Origin of the sequence: Bradyrhizobium sp. B039 (assembly GCF_038965675.1) — a bacterium.
GTDB lineage: Bacteria > Pseudomonadota > Alphaproteobacteria > Rhizobiales > Xanthobacteraceae > Bradyrhizobium > Bradyrhizobium diazoefficiens.
Genome location: NZ_CP152416.1, coordinates 4,250,738 through 4,265,354, shown reverse-complemented (window position 1 = coordinate 4,265,354; position 14,617 = coordinate 4,250,738). Strand labels below are relative to the sequence as shown.

Here is a 14,617-nt window from a genome sequence, read left to right as displayed (position 1 = left end):
AAAATGAAAAATTCCGATGTCTGCCGGGTCACCTGGAGACTGGCCAGATCGACATCTTGCACCCGAAGCGCTCAATGCAAGGGACGGGCAGTCGACCTCGATACTTCTGGACGTGCCTCGAAGACCCGTTGAAGCAGCGCGTGCGCATCAGCTCCTCGGCCTCGATTCTTCATCGACCGCGCCAGCGGAACAGCGGCCTTCAGCTCCCACCCTGATGCTCGTTGGCTTCTTGCACTATCCATCGATCGCCGAAGCGCCAGCTCTGCTGCCTTGCGGTCGGGATTTGGGCTCGTCAGGATGATTTGCGCCTGCGTGCGTAGCAATTCCGGCATCCAGAACGTCTGGCGCATCCGCTCCGCAAATAGAATTGCCGATTGAATGGTCTCGCGTGCCTCGTCGTACCTTCCGCTTCGGGCAAGTCCATCGGCGAGCGCGCGGGATGCCGCCGGTATGACCATGTGAAGTTGCTCACGGTGGAGCCCTCTCAGCGCCTGGCGCAGCGCCTCGACGCCGTCGGCGGGCCTCCCGCTCATGAAAAGCCACTCTCCCCTCAGAGCCTGAGCGGCTGCTGCATGACCTCGGAGAGAATGCTTCTCAGCCAGTGAGATTGCACGATCGACATGGTCGGCAACGTCACCGGTGTTCCCGCTCCACAGCAGCACCGGGACGGAGTGGACCACCGCCATGCAATAGTTCGCCGCCGGAGCCAACCGAGCTGCCTCGTTCATCGCCTCAAGCGCCTGCTTGCGAGCTTGCTTGCGGGAGCCCAGCAACCAAAGAGAACGTGCCAGTGCGATCTCGGCGCGCAGACGGTGATCATATCCAAACAGATTGATGTCGAGCCGACCAATTGACGTCTCCAGCTCGAAACCGCACTTGCAATGCGCCACCGCGGCGACTTGATCGCCAGCGAGGTGGCAAGCCGCCGCCAGCATCCATTCGGCAATAATTCTGTCGCTCAATGAACCGCTTAGCTCGGCTACAGTTCTGCATCTCGTCGCTGCAGCCAATGCTCCTTCAAAGTCGCCGAGCCTTGTGAGGAAAAGGTTGAGTCCGGCCAGCAGTCGCAGCTGTGGCAATGCTTCTTCGCTCGCCTCGTGAAGTGCCAGCCCGCGCCGTATGGCGGCCTGAACTTCGGTCGTATTACCCAAGGTATGCAGTGACGAGACTGCGTATGCCTCCTGCAAGCGTGCCTCTCGATGCGAGAGTCGGCCGAAATTCGCAATCGCTTTCAGTGCCAACCCCGACCAACGCCGGCACTCGACCAGCAACCACAGACCGAGAAACAAAGGGGCGGAATCTGCGGCAAGCTCGATGCCGATCGAGCGATCCTCTTTTGAGAAGCTCCACTCGAGTGCCTTCCGCACGTTTCCGATGTGAGGCGAATAACGTCCGATGTCAGCGTAAGCCCCCTGCTCGAGCGCGATTGCCTTGAAGAAAGCACCGAAATAGAGCGCGTGGCGCAGGGAAACCGGTTCAGCCTGCCCGATTTCCACGAGCTTGGCCGCAGCATACGTGCGCGTCACATCGGGTAAACGATAGAACACGGTTTCACCGACCAGATGAACCCAGACGAGCGATTTGTCCACCAACCTCGCAATCGCGATCTCGACTTCGGCGCTTTTTCGCTCCCCACTTCCGGCAACGGAGCAGGCAGCCTCAATCGTGAACAGACCGACAAATATGGAAAGATGGGAAAGAACTCGCTGTTCGCTTTCGGCAAGCAACCTGAAGCTCCAATCGAGCATCGCTTGAAGCGTGCGGTGTCGTGGGACAGCGTTTCGCTGGCCTGTCAGTGACAGCTCCATATCGCTGGCCAGCAGACCCGCAACACCCCGAAGGCCATAGGTCCCCACTCGGCTGGCGACCAGTTCGATCGCCAGCGCGATGCCATCGGTACGGCGACATATTTCGGAAACGACCGGCGCATCAGCGTCATTCAGCGCCCCCTCAAAACCAGCGGATGAGGCTCTATCCATAAACAGCCTCACCGCCGGGGTCGCCATCGCATCCGCGGCGCTCGGAACGTCGTCGATTGGGCAAGCAAGAGGGCTGAGAAGGTGCACAATCTCGCCCTCGACGTTCAATGCTTCCCTCGACGTGACAAGCAGACAAACGCCGGAAGTACACTGAAACAGTTGGCTGGCCAAATGCGAGGCCGCATCGAGAAGATGTTCGCAACTGTCCAGCACGATTAGAATTCGCTTATCGGCAACGAACCCCAGAAGTTCCGCAAGGGGCTCGGCTCCTCCGAGCGGGCAGCCGACCGCGGAGAGAACCGCCCCAGCGACTAGGCCAGGTTCGTCAACAGCGCCCAAATCGACAAAAACGGCGCCTTCATCGCCAAATTCGGCATGTAGCCGGCGAATGATAGCCCCGGCCACGGTAGTCTTGCCGATACCGCCAGCTCCAACGACGCTGACAAAACGCTGCTTCACGATGAGCGCACAGAGGTCGTCGACGACTTCGTCCCGTCCAACGAACAATCTGGGAATCGACGGGAATTGGCGTCCATGCCTGGGGGGCGGAACGTATCCAGAAGATGCAAGCCCATTGCTACGTTTGCGCTCGATCGGAGCCACAAAACTATAGCCCCGACCGGAAACAGTGACGATGTAGCGCGCGCCATCCTGACCTTCGCCCAAGGCCCGGCGAAGGGAGGCCACGTGCACTCTCAAGACGGCCTCGTCGACGACGACGTCACGCCACACGGAGAATAGGAGGTCGCGTTTGCTGACGAGTTCGCCGGCGCGCTCGGTCAGCGCAATCAGTATGTCGAAACCGCGCGAGCCGATCCGAACTTCAACTCCATCCTTCAGGAGTTGCCGACGACGCTTGTCCAGTTGGAAGCGACCGAAGAATACTTCCGCATCGGAACTTTCAGCAGAGTCGATGCTCATGACCATACCAGGCCTTTCCTTGAGCTTTCGTGCACAGGAATAGCCGCTCGTCTCGCAATCCTGCGCGTCAATCGGCAGTGGGCAGCAGTTGACGCACTGCTTTCAAATCATCGCAGTGCCGCGAGCGCTTCTTCCATGTGACAGTCAGTCACATCTTGGCGTCTTTGCAAATTCGCACGTTTTTATGACGCGCTTCGCGAGGTACATGCGGCCCTTCGCATCAGCTTGAGCAAGGCGGCAAGGCGCAGGCTGCGCTTGCCGGCGAGCGCGATGCCTTCGAGCTCGCCGCTACCCGCCGTGCAGGTCCCGGAGAAGCCGATCCCGACCTCATAGCCGCCGAAGACCGGATTTTCGCCTTTCGCCGGCGTGTGCTCCTGGTCGCCAAATTCCCGCAATATGCCCCAAGGTTTAGGGCTCATAGATCAGGGCTTGTGGAGCCCGACCCTCTGCACCAGGCCCATCTCCTCATGGTTCGTCATGTCGCCGTGGCGCTTGACGACACTGGTGAAATCGGGGACGCGGCCGCAAGACCTGCCGCGGCGACTTGCGCATCCTGGGTTGACTGCATGCCCGATACGCCGATCGCTCCGATCACCCTGCCGTCGCGCAGGATCGGAAGGCCGCCCTCCAGAGGCGTCAGGTTGGTCATGCCCAGCAGCCGCCAGTGAAGGCCGCCGTCCGCCAGCGCGGATTCGAACGCGCCGGTCGGCCGCCTGAAATCGACGGCGGTCTTCGCCTTCTGCTGCGCGACGAGCACGCTGCCGTGCTGCGCCTGGTCGAGACGGTACAACAGCACGAGATGACCGCCGCTGTCGGTAATGGCGATGACCATGGGCCAGCCATGACGTTGCGCCTCGGCACGCGCCGCATCGGCCACCAGCGCCGCCTCATCAAGGGTGATCGGGGCACCATAGAGCGGCGTCAGGGCCGCGAGGGGGACGTTTGCCACGCAGGCATCAGGCTTCGTCATGGGAAGCTCCAGGTGATCGGGAGCCCATTCCCAACACATGACACTTGTGATGATAATAGCCGCAGATGCGGACATATTATCTCACTTTTCGGGAGAATAGCGCTGGCCTCGCTTGCGGATTATGCGACGTTCCTCGCCGTCATTGACGAAGGCAGCCTGACGTTCGCGGCAACGCGTCTCGGCAGATCGCTGCAGTCGGTGAGCCGTTCGCTTGCGCGGCTCGAGGACGATCTTGGCGTGGAGCTCGTATCGCGAACGACGCGGCGCCTGCACCCCACACCCGCGGGCCTCGAATTCGCCGGCCGCATCCGCCTCGCACTGACGACCATCGACGCCGCGCGCGAGGACCTGCTCGCCAGCGACCGGCGGCTTGCCGGGACCATCCGCATCGGCACCTCGAGCCTTTTCGGCCCCGAATTTGTCACGCCCGTCCTGAGCCAGTTCCTGGCGCGGAATCCGGAGATCGACCTCGAGCTCGTCCTCTCCGACGAGCGTGTCGATCTCGTCGCCGAGAAGCTCGATTTTGCCGTTCGCATCGGCAACCTGCCAGACTCGAATTTGCGGACTCGCCGGATCGGTGGACTGAGCTGGGCGGTGTTCGCCTCGCCGGCCTATCTCGCCGCCCACGGGCGTCCCGAGCATCCGCAAGAATTATCCCGTCATGAATGCGTGTTGCGAGCGAGCGATGACGACAGGTGGGCATTCGGAGGCAACAAGAAGCGTATCGAAGTCCATGGTCGCTTTCGGTCGGAAAGCGCCGCGGCACGCAATGCGGCCGTCGCGTCCGGCTTTGGCATCGGGCTCGCTCCGCTCTGGCAGGTCCGCAGGCTCATCGATCAGGGGATCGTCGAGCAAATCCTCGTCGGCCACGAGCCGCCGCCCATCCCGCTCCAGATTGTCTGGCCCACGCGAGGAGCCGGCGCGATGCCTCGGCGGGTCCGCGCAGCCATCGACTTCCTCGTGGCCCGGCTTTCCGCCCTGCGGATATGAGCTGCGGCTTTCGCGCTGGCAGCGACCGCTTGCGCGACCTCGTCGCGTTCCGCGATTGGTATGAATTACTCACTTCCATCAGCCAAAGACGTCATCAGAACGTTTCAGCCTGCACATTCGCGTAGCAAAGCGGTGATTTTCGCATCGAGATTTTGGGCGACGGCAAGGGCTTCCGAACTGCCATAATGCCGCAGATAACTCTCCATTTTATCATAGGAGACGTGCACGCCGTCGGCACGCTCATCAATGAGCACTGTGACCGGAGCGTAAGATCCGGCGTCGGGCACGTGCTTGACCATTTCTTTCATGATGAGTGGATTTCCGACCACAAGCCGTATGATCCTCGGCGTCCTGGATCCATTTTCCCGACGCAAGATGTCGCCCAAGTCGAACTCAGCGAAGAGCATAAGGTCGGTGCGACCCAGGCCGCTCTGTACAATGCGCTTTAAATCCGGGAAGGATTCTGTGGCCCTCGTCGCCCTGAAAAATTCGACAATGTCAGGCTGACCGATCGCCGACTTGAGCGCAGCCACGACGGCGTCGAACGGCTTTGAACTCGTGAGGCTGAAGCGCTCAACTTCGACTTTTTGGATTTTCATCTTATCTTCCGTACCAACTGTCATGGATGAAGTGGCTCGATCGCATCGGAACGCGCCGGGTAGCGCGGCGATCGAAACCTTCCTTCAGGATATCGCTGGCGCTCCTGCGGCTTGGCCGACTCGCGCCGTCGCCCTTGCAGGCGCTCTGCGAGCGTGGGCGCTCCCGGCGCGACTGCGCCGGGAGTCGTACCGTCACTTCACGAGCGCGGCCTTTTCGATCACCTCAGCGACCACCTTCGCATGCACGACAAGCGAGGCATGGCTACCGGCGACTTCCGTCGTCTGAGCCTTCATCCTTGTCGCGAAGAATTTCTGGGCCTCGGGCGCGATGACTTTGTCCTTCGTGGTGATGACATCGAACGTCGGCTTGTCGTGCCAGGCCGCAATGCTGACGGGGGCTTCGAACGCAACGTGATTCAACGGAAGCTGCGAGTTGGCCAGGTGCTCAGCGATCTCCGGAGGAAGGTCAGCCGCGACGGCCGACGGAAAAATCTTGGGATCGATGTACAGATTGCCCTTCGCGTCGGGATGGATCGCGTTGCCGCCTTCGGTCGGCGGGCCGGCCTTTGCCAGCGACGCCAGGGATTCGCCGACCTCCGGCGCGAAGGCGGACACATAGACCAGCGCCGAAACCTTGGGATCGTTGCCGGCTTGCGTGATCACCATACCGCCCCAGGAGTGGCCGACCAGAACGGTCCTGCCGTCCTGTCTCGCCAGCGCCTGCTTGGTGGCATCGACGTCAGCGACGAGCGAGGTGAGCGGATTTTCCACGAGCGTGACGTTGTAGCCTTTCTTCGTGAGAATATCGGCAACCGGCTGCCAGCTCGTCTGGTCCACGAAAGCGCCGTGCACGAGCAAGATGTTGTGCGCTGCTCCCTTGGGCAGTTCGGCGGATTGGGCGGAGCCGACCAACGTCGATCCGGCCAAGAGTACAGTGGCGGCTGAGAGAAGGATACTTCGCATTGAATGTTCCTGTTGGCGTGTCGGACGAAATCAGTCCGGGGGGATGGACAGGCGTTTCCAGCAAGGTCGCGGTTCTTCCATCTGCCGTCGGCGAAATGGTTGCCGCACCTACCGTCGGCCCGCTGCGACATGATCTATTCTGCGGGCATTTCGGACGATAGGGATCAATCGTCCGCATGTTGTGTCCGATCGTCCACCGGTCTAATCTGGACCGCATGGACATCCTCACCCAGGTGCTCGATCGGGTTCGTCTCGGCGGGACGCTGCTCTTTCACTTCGAGCTCGGCCATCCCTGGCATCTTGAGTTGCCGGCGCGCCCCTACGCCCTGTTTCACTATCTCAGCCAGGGTTCGGCGACCCTCGCGCTCGAACAGGGAGAGGAAATCCAGATGACCGAGGGCGATTTCGTCGTGATCACGCGCGGCGAGCCCCATGTATTTTATTCGGATCGCCGGGCCGAGCCTTTGCGCATCGCGGATATCGAACGGTCGTCGCCACGCCTCGGATTCCTTCGTCACGGCAGCCGTGCAAAGCCGCTCTCGACCATGCTCTGCGGCAATTTCACCGTGTCGCGGCCGATGTTTGGCAGCGTGCTGGAGTTGCTTCCACCCGTGCTCTTGCTGAAGCCGACGGCGGACCGTGGTTGGCTTGAAGCCATCCTGCGCCGCATGATGAGCGAGTCCGCGCTCGAGCGTCCTGGCCAAGGCGTCGCGCTTTCACGACTGACGGAAGTGCTCTTTGTCGAGGTGCTGCGAAGCTGGATCGCGTCGCTCAGTCCCGGACAAGGCGGCTGGATCGGGGCCATTTCTGATCCCCATATCGGACCGGCGCTGAAGCTAATTCACGAAAGTCCGGAGCAGCTCTGGACGCTGAGCGACCTTGGCCGTCGCGTCGGGCTCGGCCGCTCGGCATTTTCGGCGCGCTTTACCAGGCTCGTCGGCCAGTCCATGCACCGTTATGTGATCGAACGCCGAATGGCCGAGGCGGCGTTTCTGCTCGAAACAAGCGATGAGCCCATCGCGCGGATTGCCAGCCGGGTTGGCTACGAGACAGCGGCGGCGTTTTCGAAGCTGTTTCACCGGCATCACGGACATTCGCCAGGCCGCTACCGAGCCTCTCGACGCGCCGACGGAGGCTACGCGCAATCGGGCAATTCGGAAGTACACGTATCCGATTGACCTCGAGCACGCGCGCCGTCGCCATGTCTGCAAGTGGCCCATCGCCGACAACGTCGCCTTCCAACAGCAAAGCAGACGCGACGAATTTATGAGTACCCGCCCTACGCCCGCCGCATCAGCTTGAGCCGAAGCCGCCAGCCGCAGGCTGCGCTTGCCGGCGCGCTGGTCGATGCCTGGGTGAAGACCGGGGCGGCGTGTCCGGCTCCGTGACGAGGCGCTAGGGCGAGTACTCATGACCGTCGGCTTCCGAAGATAAAGCGGACGTCGCCCCGCTTGGTCATCATCGCCGGCTTATGACCCATATCCGACGTACTACGGCCGTTGGCCCGATGTCGGCTTCTTGACCCTCAAGGACATTGAGGCTGAGTTAGGATATTGCAGCCCGGCAATGTCGCCCCTTCGAAGGATGCATGTTGCGATAGCTGACACTTGACGACATGGATCAAGCCGTTGTCGTCCAACGGCATGCACGTGATCATGCGAAATCCATGGCAAAGCGAGACTTGTAACTTTCGTGAAGCCCAAGCCAAACAGAACCGCGCCCGGAGGCCGGTCATTCATCTTCGATCACGAGAACAGAAAGGTCCCAATCAGCAGGCCCGCAGCGAAAGCGAAAAGCCCCAATGTGCAGCATGAAACGATACGGACGAGGATGCGAACTTGCTCCTCGTACTCCTCTTCTGCGGTCTTGTGGGACTGAGCCGTCACTGCAACTGCCCTGCCATCGCCCAGATTTGGCAAATATACGCTCGAAATCATGGTCAGCGCGAGGCATTTTAGTCCCGCCGCGATGCCCTGTTCGTGATCTGGCAGGCATCCCTTACGGGAAGGATCATTGAAGCCTCTCTTGAGGCTACTCTCGGCTCAGCGAGTTGGCGGGCAAATTGAGCACAATTGAATGTCCGCCGGTTGATGTCCGGCTTTGCCCCAATGCGGAGCGGGCTGCTTTCATTCCCCTGCGACGCAGATGTCGAGTGCAAGCGCCGACGAGGTGATCAAATAGCAGATCTCCGCAGCTAGCGCCGAAATTGTTCGCTTATCGGGGTAGAGAGAAAGCAACTGGCCGACCTTCCAAACGGCGCTTTTGACCCCAACCGGCCCTCCGGCATGAAAACTCCGCACCGACGCAGGATCTCGGGAAATTCACTGCGAACTCTACGGGTTTGATCGGATGATCATCCGGAACGCTGAAGCTACAGTCGACCTTGGTCCCGGTGCCTTTCCAACCCAGTGGAGCACAGGTGAGCACTCACCCAACGAGTACAGGAGGACTCCGATGTGCCGTATTCTGTTTGCTGCGGTCTCCACCATTTTGATCTTGGTCACAGTCGGATCACTCTCGCCCGCGGTCGCAGATCGCTACTGCCTACAAGGCCGCCGCTGGGGCCATCCCGGCAACTGCCAGTTCTCGACTCTCCAGCAGTGCAGGACGGCTGCCTCCGGCACACATGCGTCCTGCGGGGTCAATCCGCGCCATGCATTCGGACGCTCGCGGCAGGGCAGACAGTAGTTGAGCGCCGCGGGCGCACCGGGCCGATAATTGTTGGTGGGTGCGGCTTGATTATTGAGAAAATCGTCGACCTGGATGAGTCCCGTTCTGCCTGAATTTCAAGGAATCAAATGGAGGGATGAGAATGTCGGTCCCCTGCAAGTTCGAACGCAGCCTCCTCAGCCACGAAGAATATGAGACGATCCGCCTCACGCACCATCCTGCCATCTATGACGTCGAAATCGCTGAGCTTGAGGCCATGCGACCCCGCTTGCGCAAGATGCGCAATAAGGAGCGAACGCTCGGCCGACAAAGGCAGCGACAGGGGCGCGGAAAAGCCGAGGCTCGCGGAGCCAGCTTTCCAGGAACCGCCGAGCATGCATCAGAACGCAAGCAAGTCTTCGCCGCGGCGCTGAAGCGGTTGAACAACGAGCTTCGGCGTCTTCACAACCTGGCAGCTCGGACCGCGCATGTCGAAGCGGCTCGAAAGGCTCTCGCGCTGCATCGAGCGGCGAACTTCACGATTTATCCCCCAGCCGGAGCCACCGCGAACGAAGGCATGGTGCCGAAGGCAAGCACACGCCGAAGAAAGACCATTGCAGGCGCAAAGATCGGACGAGTGTCGCAGGCGACGAAAGTCGCGCAGGCGGTACGCGACGCGCGAGGCGGATGAGCCTGAGTTGACCCATAACGAACTTGATGCGCAACGCATGCCCTTGTGATCGACGAAGGGCGTGATGTCGCCTGTTGGCCCACGGCCGACATCCAGACGTATCGGATTCAACGTCGCCTTCCAACAGCAAAGCGGACGCGACGAATTTATGAGGACACGCCCTAGGCCCGCCGCATCAGCTTGAGCGAGGCCGCAAGGCGCAGGCTGCGCTTGCCGGCGAGCGCGATGCCTTCGAGCTCGCCGCTATCCGCCGTGCAAGTCCCGGAGAAGCCAATCCCGACCTCATAGCCGCCGAACACCGGATTTTCGCCTTTCGCCGGCGTGTGCTCCTGGTTGAGCATCTCACCCTTCCAGCGGCCGTCGGCCGATGAATAGGAGCCGAGATAGTAGAAGAACGCATCGCCGCCGAGGATGCGGCCGTCGATCAGCAGCATCACGCCGGAGAGTCCGGCATCGACACCGTCAAGCGCGCGCAGGCTCATCCCATAGAGCCCGTTGACGATGCCGCCAGGGCCGACCGCGCCGCTCGGAGGCACCGCCTCGTCGTCGAGCCGGGTGAGATTGGCCCAGAATTTTGCGCCCGGCATGGTGTCCGCGCCGCCCTCCAGACGGATCTGGTTGCCGTGCAGCCTCCCGCGTGCCCCGATCGAGGCGACGTCGGCGCCCATCAGCGGCTTGTAGTTCGGATCCAGATTATGCCGCTCGGTGATGACCTCGGCGATGATCTCGCCGTCGCGCTCGACATAGGTGCCAAGATGCGCGAAGCCCGAATTGCCGCCCAGCATCTTGCCGTCATGCAGGCACATGATGCTGCGGCCGAACGCATCGTTGACGCCGTATTCAACCTTGTAGAGTCCGTCCAGCAACGCAATGAACCCGCAAAATCGGAAAGGAATCGGAAGGCTACCTAGCACCGCCGCCGCACCAAGGCCATCCGGCTTTTGCGCGCAGGGCTGCTCGCCGGACCCTCCGCTGCATGATGCCATCATGCCCCTGTTTTGCCCGACGGGTCAACCGAGATTCGCCAAATCCGCAATCCGTGATTTCGTTGCGATTTCAGTGCCCCGGCTACTGTGCATGGGGTTGTTTTTCGACTTTTTTGTTCTGCGTGGTCCCGGCCGCCTCGCGACGCGCTAGTGACGCTTGAAATATTGCACCTCGCGCTCGTGCTTCTCGGCCGCCGCGCGGCTCTTGAAGGTGCCGAGGTTGCGACGCTTGCCGGTCTTCGGATTCACCTTGCGTGAGTAAAGGCGATACTCGCCGGATGCCAGTTTGCGGATCATGATCACGCCTCCTGTCGGGTTTTCGGATTCAACCCGCTGCGCGCGAAATCCGTTCCGTCACGGCTTGGATGGCGGCGCAAACTGCTGATTGGCGAATGGCGCCTGGTCGGAGGGAACCTTCATGACGACGAAGTTGCGCTTCATCGACCGGTGGCAGGTGTTGCAGCCCTCGGTCAAATCGCCAAAGGCCTTTGCGAATTTGCGGCCGTCCTTCGCCGTGAGCGCGTCGGACATCGATTGCAGCGATGGCTCCAAGGTCGTGACATTACCGACGGGAATGCCTGAATAGAATACGGCGGCCTCGACCAGGCTGGCCTTGAGCTGGCGCAGCTCATAGGCCGCGAGCTCCCAGTTCTGGGCCTTGCCGGCCAGCCAGAGTTTCTGGTGACGCGTCTGCGCGGCGCCCATGATGTCGCCGAGGCGCGGCACATACTGGTCCGAGGATGGCGATTTGAGGTCCTGCGCCGTTGCCACGGCGGTTAGCGCGCCAAAGCCGGCCAGCGCCAGCATCCACCCCCGAAGCCTCATCGCAGGTCTCCATTTCCCGTGAGAAGCAAGTGTACGCTGGCGCGGTGCCCGGGAGCCTTGCGCTCGATCAAGGGCGGCGTCGAACCCGTCGGCGCACGCGCACGACAAAGGGGCATGAACCGGACCGAACCATCCGCCGAAGAGCAGATCGAGGCCTTCATCGCCAGCGCGGCGAAGCAACCGCTGCTCGATGCCGCGTTCGAACTCTGGCGCTGGCGCTACCGACTGGATTCGATCGAGGGGCGCCCGACCGCCGAGGAGGTCCGCATCAATCGCACCCTCTCGCCGCAGCAGATGGCCGAGAAATATCGTTACGACCGCGACCATGCCCATGAGGGGTCGATGTTCGGCTATGTGAAGCGAGCTCATCCTCGCGCCGACGACAACGCGATCAGGCAGGCCATCATCACCGCCGTCAAATTCGAGGGCGCGGCCGAGGCCCATTTCAAATGGGACGGTGATTTCTGGGACTGCGTCGTACGCGCCGTGGCGCAGGCCGCCGCGGAATATCCCGATTTTCTCGAGACGACCTATCGCGACGCCCGCAACAATCTCGCCTACTACATGAAGTGAGCTACAGCATGATCCGGAAAAGCGGGCAGCGGTTTTCCGAAAGGATCATGCTCAAACAATAATTCTAAAGCGCGATCTCATCGCGCGCTTTAGAAGCACAGCGTGGTGACGAGCTTGCCCTGCTTGTCCTTGATCGCGTAGGGGCAGCGCAGCCGCTCCAGCGCGGCCTTGGCGTCCTCGTCGCCGAGCGCGGCAGCACGCTCGTAATAAGCTTTTGCGGCGTCCTTGTCCTTCGGCCCGCCGCGGCCTTCCTGCGCGAAGGCGCCCATCCGCTCCAGCGCGCCGGGATGGTTTTGCGCGGCCGCCTTCTCGAACAGCGCGCGCGCCGCGACATCGTCCTTCGCCCCGGCCGTGCCCTCGGAGAGCATCAGGCCGAGCTGATACTGCGCCTCCGCATTGGTCTCGGCGGCCTTGCCCAGCAGCGCGCGAGCCTGCGCGGGATCGGCCGGCGCGGCGCCACCGGCGCCGCCGAGCGCGGCAAGATTGCTGACGCCGCGGGGATTGCCGGCCTGCGCCGCCTTCTCGAACAGCTTTCGCGCCTGCGCCTCATCTTTCGCGACTCCTGATCCTGTGCCGTAGAGCACACCGAGCTCGACCATGGCCGCGCTCGATCCCTTGTCGGCCGCCTTGCGCCAGGCGGCGATCGCCTCCGCCATCTGACGGCCGGCGGCATAGGCGCGGCCGAGCTCGAACATCGCCCGCCGCGAGGATGGCGCGGCCTGCCTGCAGAATTTGATGGCCGTCGCGACGTCGGAGGCAGCGACCTCCGCCACGCCCTTCACGTCGGCCGGCTTGTCGGGATCGCTGGGATCGGCCGCGACCCGGTCGCACAGGACGAGGTCGGCCGATTGCGCATGCGCCGCGAGGGGCGCGGCCAGCGCAAGGAGAATGGCAAGAAGATAGGTCCGCATGGGCACCACGTTGCGTCCCCGCCCCGGCAAATTCAAGGCTCGAGTCCGGATTGACGGAGAACGGGCACGACCTCCGGCGATGCCAGGTAGCGCAGCAGCAGGTACGCGGCTTCGGCCTGTTTCGCGTTCGCCATGCGGCCGGCGGAGAACACGGCCGGCGTCTGCAAATCGTGCGGGACCGGGCCGACGATTTCGATGCCGTCGACCTGCTTCAGCTCGCTGATCTGCTGCACGGCGAGGTCCGCCTCGCCGTTGACGAGCCGCTCGGCGGTAAAGCCCTGTTCGACGATGGTGGCTTTGGCGTTGATCTCGGCTGCGATCCCCATCCGGACGATCAGCTGGGCGAAGTAGACGCCGCTGGCGCCCAGCCGCGAATAGGCGACGGACCGCGCCGCAAGCAGCGTCTTGCGCAGCGCAGCTTCGGTGGGAATGTCGGGATGCGCCTGCCCTGCCCGCACGGCAATGCCGACGAAGGAGCGCGCGAGATCGGCCGCGCTCTCCGCGACGACGCGGCCCTCGCCGATCATCTCGTCGAGCCCCTCGCGCGTGAGGATGACGAGATCGGCGGCCTCGCCGTCGCGCAGCCGCTTGAGCAGCGCCAGGGTCGGCGCGAAGTCGGCATCGACGTGGATGCCGCTAGCGGTCTCGAACGCGGACGACAGGCTGCGCATCGCGCCCATCAGGCCGAGCGTCGAAAGCATGCGGATGGTCTTTTCCATGTGTCTTCCCGGATGAGATCAGGCGCGGTGCATCAGCTTGAGCGCTGCGGTCAGGCGCAGGCTGCGCTTGCCGGCAAGCGCGGTTGCCTCCAGCACCGCCTGCTCCGCGTCGTAGCTGCCGGAGAAGCCGATGCCGACCTCGTGGCCGCCGAAGATCGGATCGTCCTTGGCCGGCGTGTGCTCCTGATTGAGGATCTGGCCCTTCCAGCGGCCGTTCGCGGCGGTGTAGCTGCCGAGATAGTAGAACGCGGCATCGCCGCCGAGAATGCGCCCCTGGTTGAGCAGCATCACTCCGGTGAGGCCGCCGTCGACGCCGTCGAGCATGCGCAGGTGGATCGAATAGAGGCCATCGGCGATGCCGCCCTCGCCGACGCCGCCGGCGATCGGCACCTCGTCCTCCGTGATCGGCGTCATCACCGACTGGAACGGCACGCCCGGCAGCTCCTTCAGCTCGCCCTTGAAGCGATAGAGATCGCCGTCGGCCCGGCCTTTCGCCAGCAAGGTCGCGTCATCGGTGCCGGCCATGGCGCGGTAGTTCGGATCGGGGTTGTGGCGGACGGTCTTGATGACGATGTCGACGCCGTCATCGGTCTTCTCGTAGGTGCCGATATGGGCGAAGGCCGAATTGCCGCCGAGCATCTTGCCATTGCCGGCATGCATCACGCTCCGGCCAACGGCGTCGCCGAGCTGAAACCGCACCTTGTAGAAACCCTCAAACACCAGCCGTCCCCGGCCCTGCGCACATCCGGGCACAGTCTATCCCGCTTTCGATGACGATGGACAAAATTCACCTCATCACAGCCGGCGGACCACAGGAACGGCCGTCATCAAAATGCAAAAA

The 14,617-nt window shown here is 62.4% G+C and carries 15 protein-coding genes and 1 pseudogene; 5 read left to right on the top strand and 11 right to left on the bottom strand.

Going from position 1 to position 14,617, the window contains the following annotated elements:
- Positions 1-71 precede the first annotated feature (71 nt).
- The 3 genes and pseudogenes from AAFG50_RS19815 to AAFG50_RS19805 form a co-directional block, all read right to left on the bottom strand.
- The gene (locus AAFG50_RS19815; protein WP_049832374.1) at positions 72-2,906 is read right to left on the bottom strand and encodes a winged helix-turn-helix domain-containing protein; all 2,835 of its coding nucleotides are present in this window, start codon (positions 2,904-2,906) and stop codon (positions 72-74) included.
- A gap of 176 nt (positions 2,907-3,082) precedes the next feature.
- A pseudogene (locus tag AAFG50_RS19810) lies at positions 3,083-3,280 on the bottom strand (hypothetical protein); the annotation flags it as partial.
- A gap of 95 nt (positions 3,281-3,375) precedes the next feature.
- Positions 3,376-3,777 (bottom strand): heme-binding protein, encoded by a 402-nt coding sequence (locus tag AAFG50_RS19805; RefSeq protein WP_231166706.1) that lies wholly within the window; start codon positions 3,775-3,777, stop codon positions 3,376-3,378.
- On the opposite strand from AAFG50_RS19805, the gene AAFG50_RS19800 reads away from it, so the two are divergent.
- Positions 3,742-4,860, top strand: a complete 1,119-nt coding sequence (locus tag AAFG50_RS19800; protein WP_231166705.1) for a LysR family transcriptional regulator — start codon at positions 3,742-3,744, stop codon at positions 4,858-4,860. The genes AAFG50_RS19805 and AAFG50_RS19800 overlap by 36 nt on opposite strands.
- A gap of 104 nt (positions 4,861-4,964) precedes the next feature.
- Here the strand turns inward: AAFG50_RS19800 and AAFG50_RS19795 are convergent, their stop codons facing one another.
- Positions 4,965-5,459, bottom strand: a complete 495-nt coding sequence (locus AAFG50_RS19795) for a DUF302 domain-containing protein (protein WP_028171152.1) — start codon at positions 5,457-5,459, stop codon at positions 4,965-4,967.
- A 192-nt stretch (positions 5,460-5,651) separates the two neighbouring features.
- Complete coding sequence (locus AAFG50_RS19790; protein WP_028171151.1) at positions 5,652-6,422, bottom strand: alpha/beta hydrolase; 771 nt, start codon at positions 6,420-6,422, stop codon at positions 5,652-5,654.
- Between the two features lie 215 nt (positions 6,423-6,637).
- On the opposite strand from AAFG50_RS19790, the gene AAFG50_RS19785 reads away from it, so the two are divergent.
- From AAFG50_RS19785 to AAFG50_RS19775, 3 genes are all read left to right on the top strand, one after another.
- Positions 6,638-7,600 (top strand): AraC family transcriptional regulator, encoded by a 963-nt coding sequence (locus AAFG50_RS19785; RefSeq protein ID WP_028171150.1) that lies wholly within the window; start codon positions 6,638-6,640, stop codon positions 7,598-7,600.
- 1,276 nt (positions 7,601-8,876) lie between these two features.
- On the top strand, positions 8,877-9,110 hold the full coding sequence (locus AAFG50_RS19780) for a DUF3551 domain-containing protein (protein ID WP_074077712.1): 234 nt from the start codon (positions 8,877-8,879) through the stop codon (positions 9,108-9,110).
- A gap of 124 nt (positions 9,111-9,234) precedes the next feature.
- A complete protein-coding gene (locus AAFG50_RS19775) occupies positions 9,235-9,762 on the top strand; it encodes a hypothetical protein (protein ID WP_039184394.1) in 528 nt (175 codons plus the stop codon).
- A gap of 161 nt (positions 9,763-9,923) precedes the next feature.
- Here AAFG50_RS19775 and AAFG50_RS19770 read toward each other — a convergent pair whose 3' ends face one another.
- The 3 genes from AAFG50_RS19770 to AAFG50_RS19760 form a co-directional block, all read right to left on the bottom strand.
- Positions 9,924-10,628, bottom strand: a complete 705-nt coding sequence (locus AAFG50_RS19770; protein ID WP_028171147.1) for a hypothetical protein — start codon at positions 10,626-10,628, stop codon at positions 9,924-9,926.
- A gap of 267 nt (positions 10,629-10,895) precedes the next feature.
- On the bottom strand, positions 10,896-11,045 hold the full coding sequence (locus AAFG50_RS19765) for a hypothetical protein (RefSeq protein WP_007609497.1): 150 nt from the start codon (positions 11,043-11,045) through the stop codon (positions 10,896-10,898).
- A gap of 57 nt (positions 11,046-11,102) precedes the next feature.
- A complete protein-coding gene (locus AAFG50_RS19760) occupies positions 11,103-11,573 on the bottom strand; it encodes a hypothetical protein (protein ID WP_011086947.1) in 471 nt (156 codons plus the stop codon).
- A gap of 114 nt (positions 11,574-11,687) precedes the next feature.
- On the opposite strand from AAFG50_RS19760, the gene AAFG50_RS19755 reads away from it, so the two are divergent.
- Positions 11,688-12,146: a hypothetical protein gene (locus AAFG50_RS19755; RefSeq protein WP_028171146.1), complete on the top strand. Its 459-nt coding sequence runs from the start codon at positions 11,688-11,690 to the stop codon at positions 12,144-12,146.
- An 89-nt stretch (positions 12,147-12,235) separates the two neighbouring features.
- Here AAFG50_RS19755 and AAFG50_RS19750 read toward each other — a convergent pair whose 3' ends face one another.
- The 3 genes from AAFG50_RS19750 to AAFG50_RS19740 are packed head-to-tail and all read right to left on the bottom strand — an operon-like array spanning position 12,236 to position 14,496.
- Positions 12,236-13,057: a tetratricopeptide repeat protein gene (locus AAFG50_RS19750; RefSeq protein ID WP_028171145.1), complete on the bottom strand. Its 822-nt coding sequence runs from the start codon at positions 13,055-13,057 to the stop codon at positions 12,236-12,238.
- Between the two features lie 32 nt (positions 13,058-13,089).
- A complete protein-coding gene (locus tag AAFG50_RS19745; protein WP_028171144.1) occupies positions 13,090-13,776 on the bottom strand; it encodes a substrate-binding domain-containing protein in 687 nt (228 codons plus the stop codon).
- Between the two features lie 18 nt (positions 13,777-13,794).
- A complete protein-coding gene (locus AAFG50_RS19740; RefSeq protein ID WP_028171143.1) occupies positions 13,795-14,496 on the bottom strand; it encodes a GrlR family regulatory protein in 702 nt (233 codons plus the stop codon).
- Positions 14,497-14,617 lie beyond the last annotated feature (121 nt).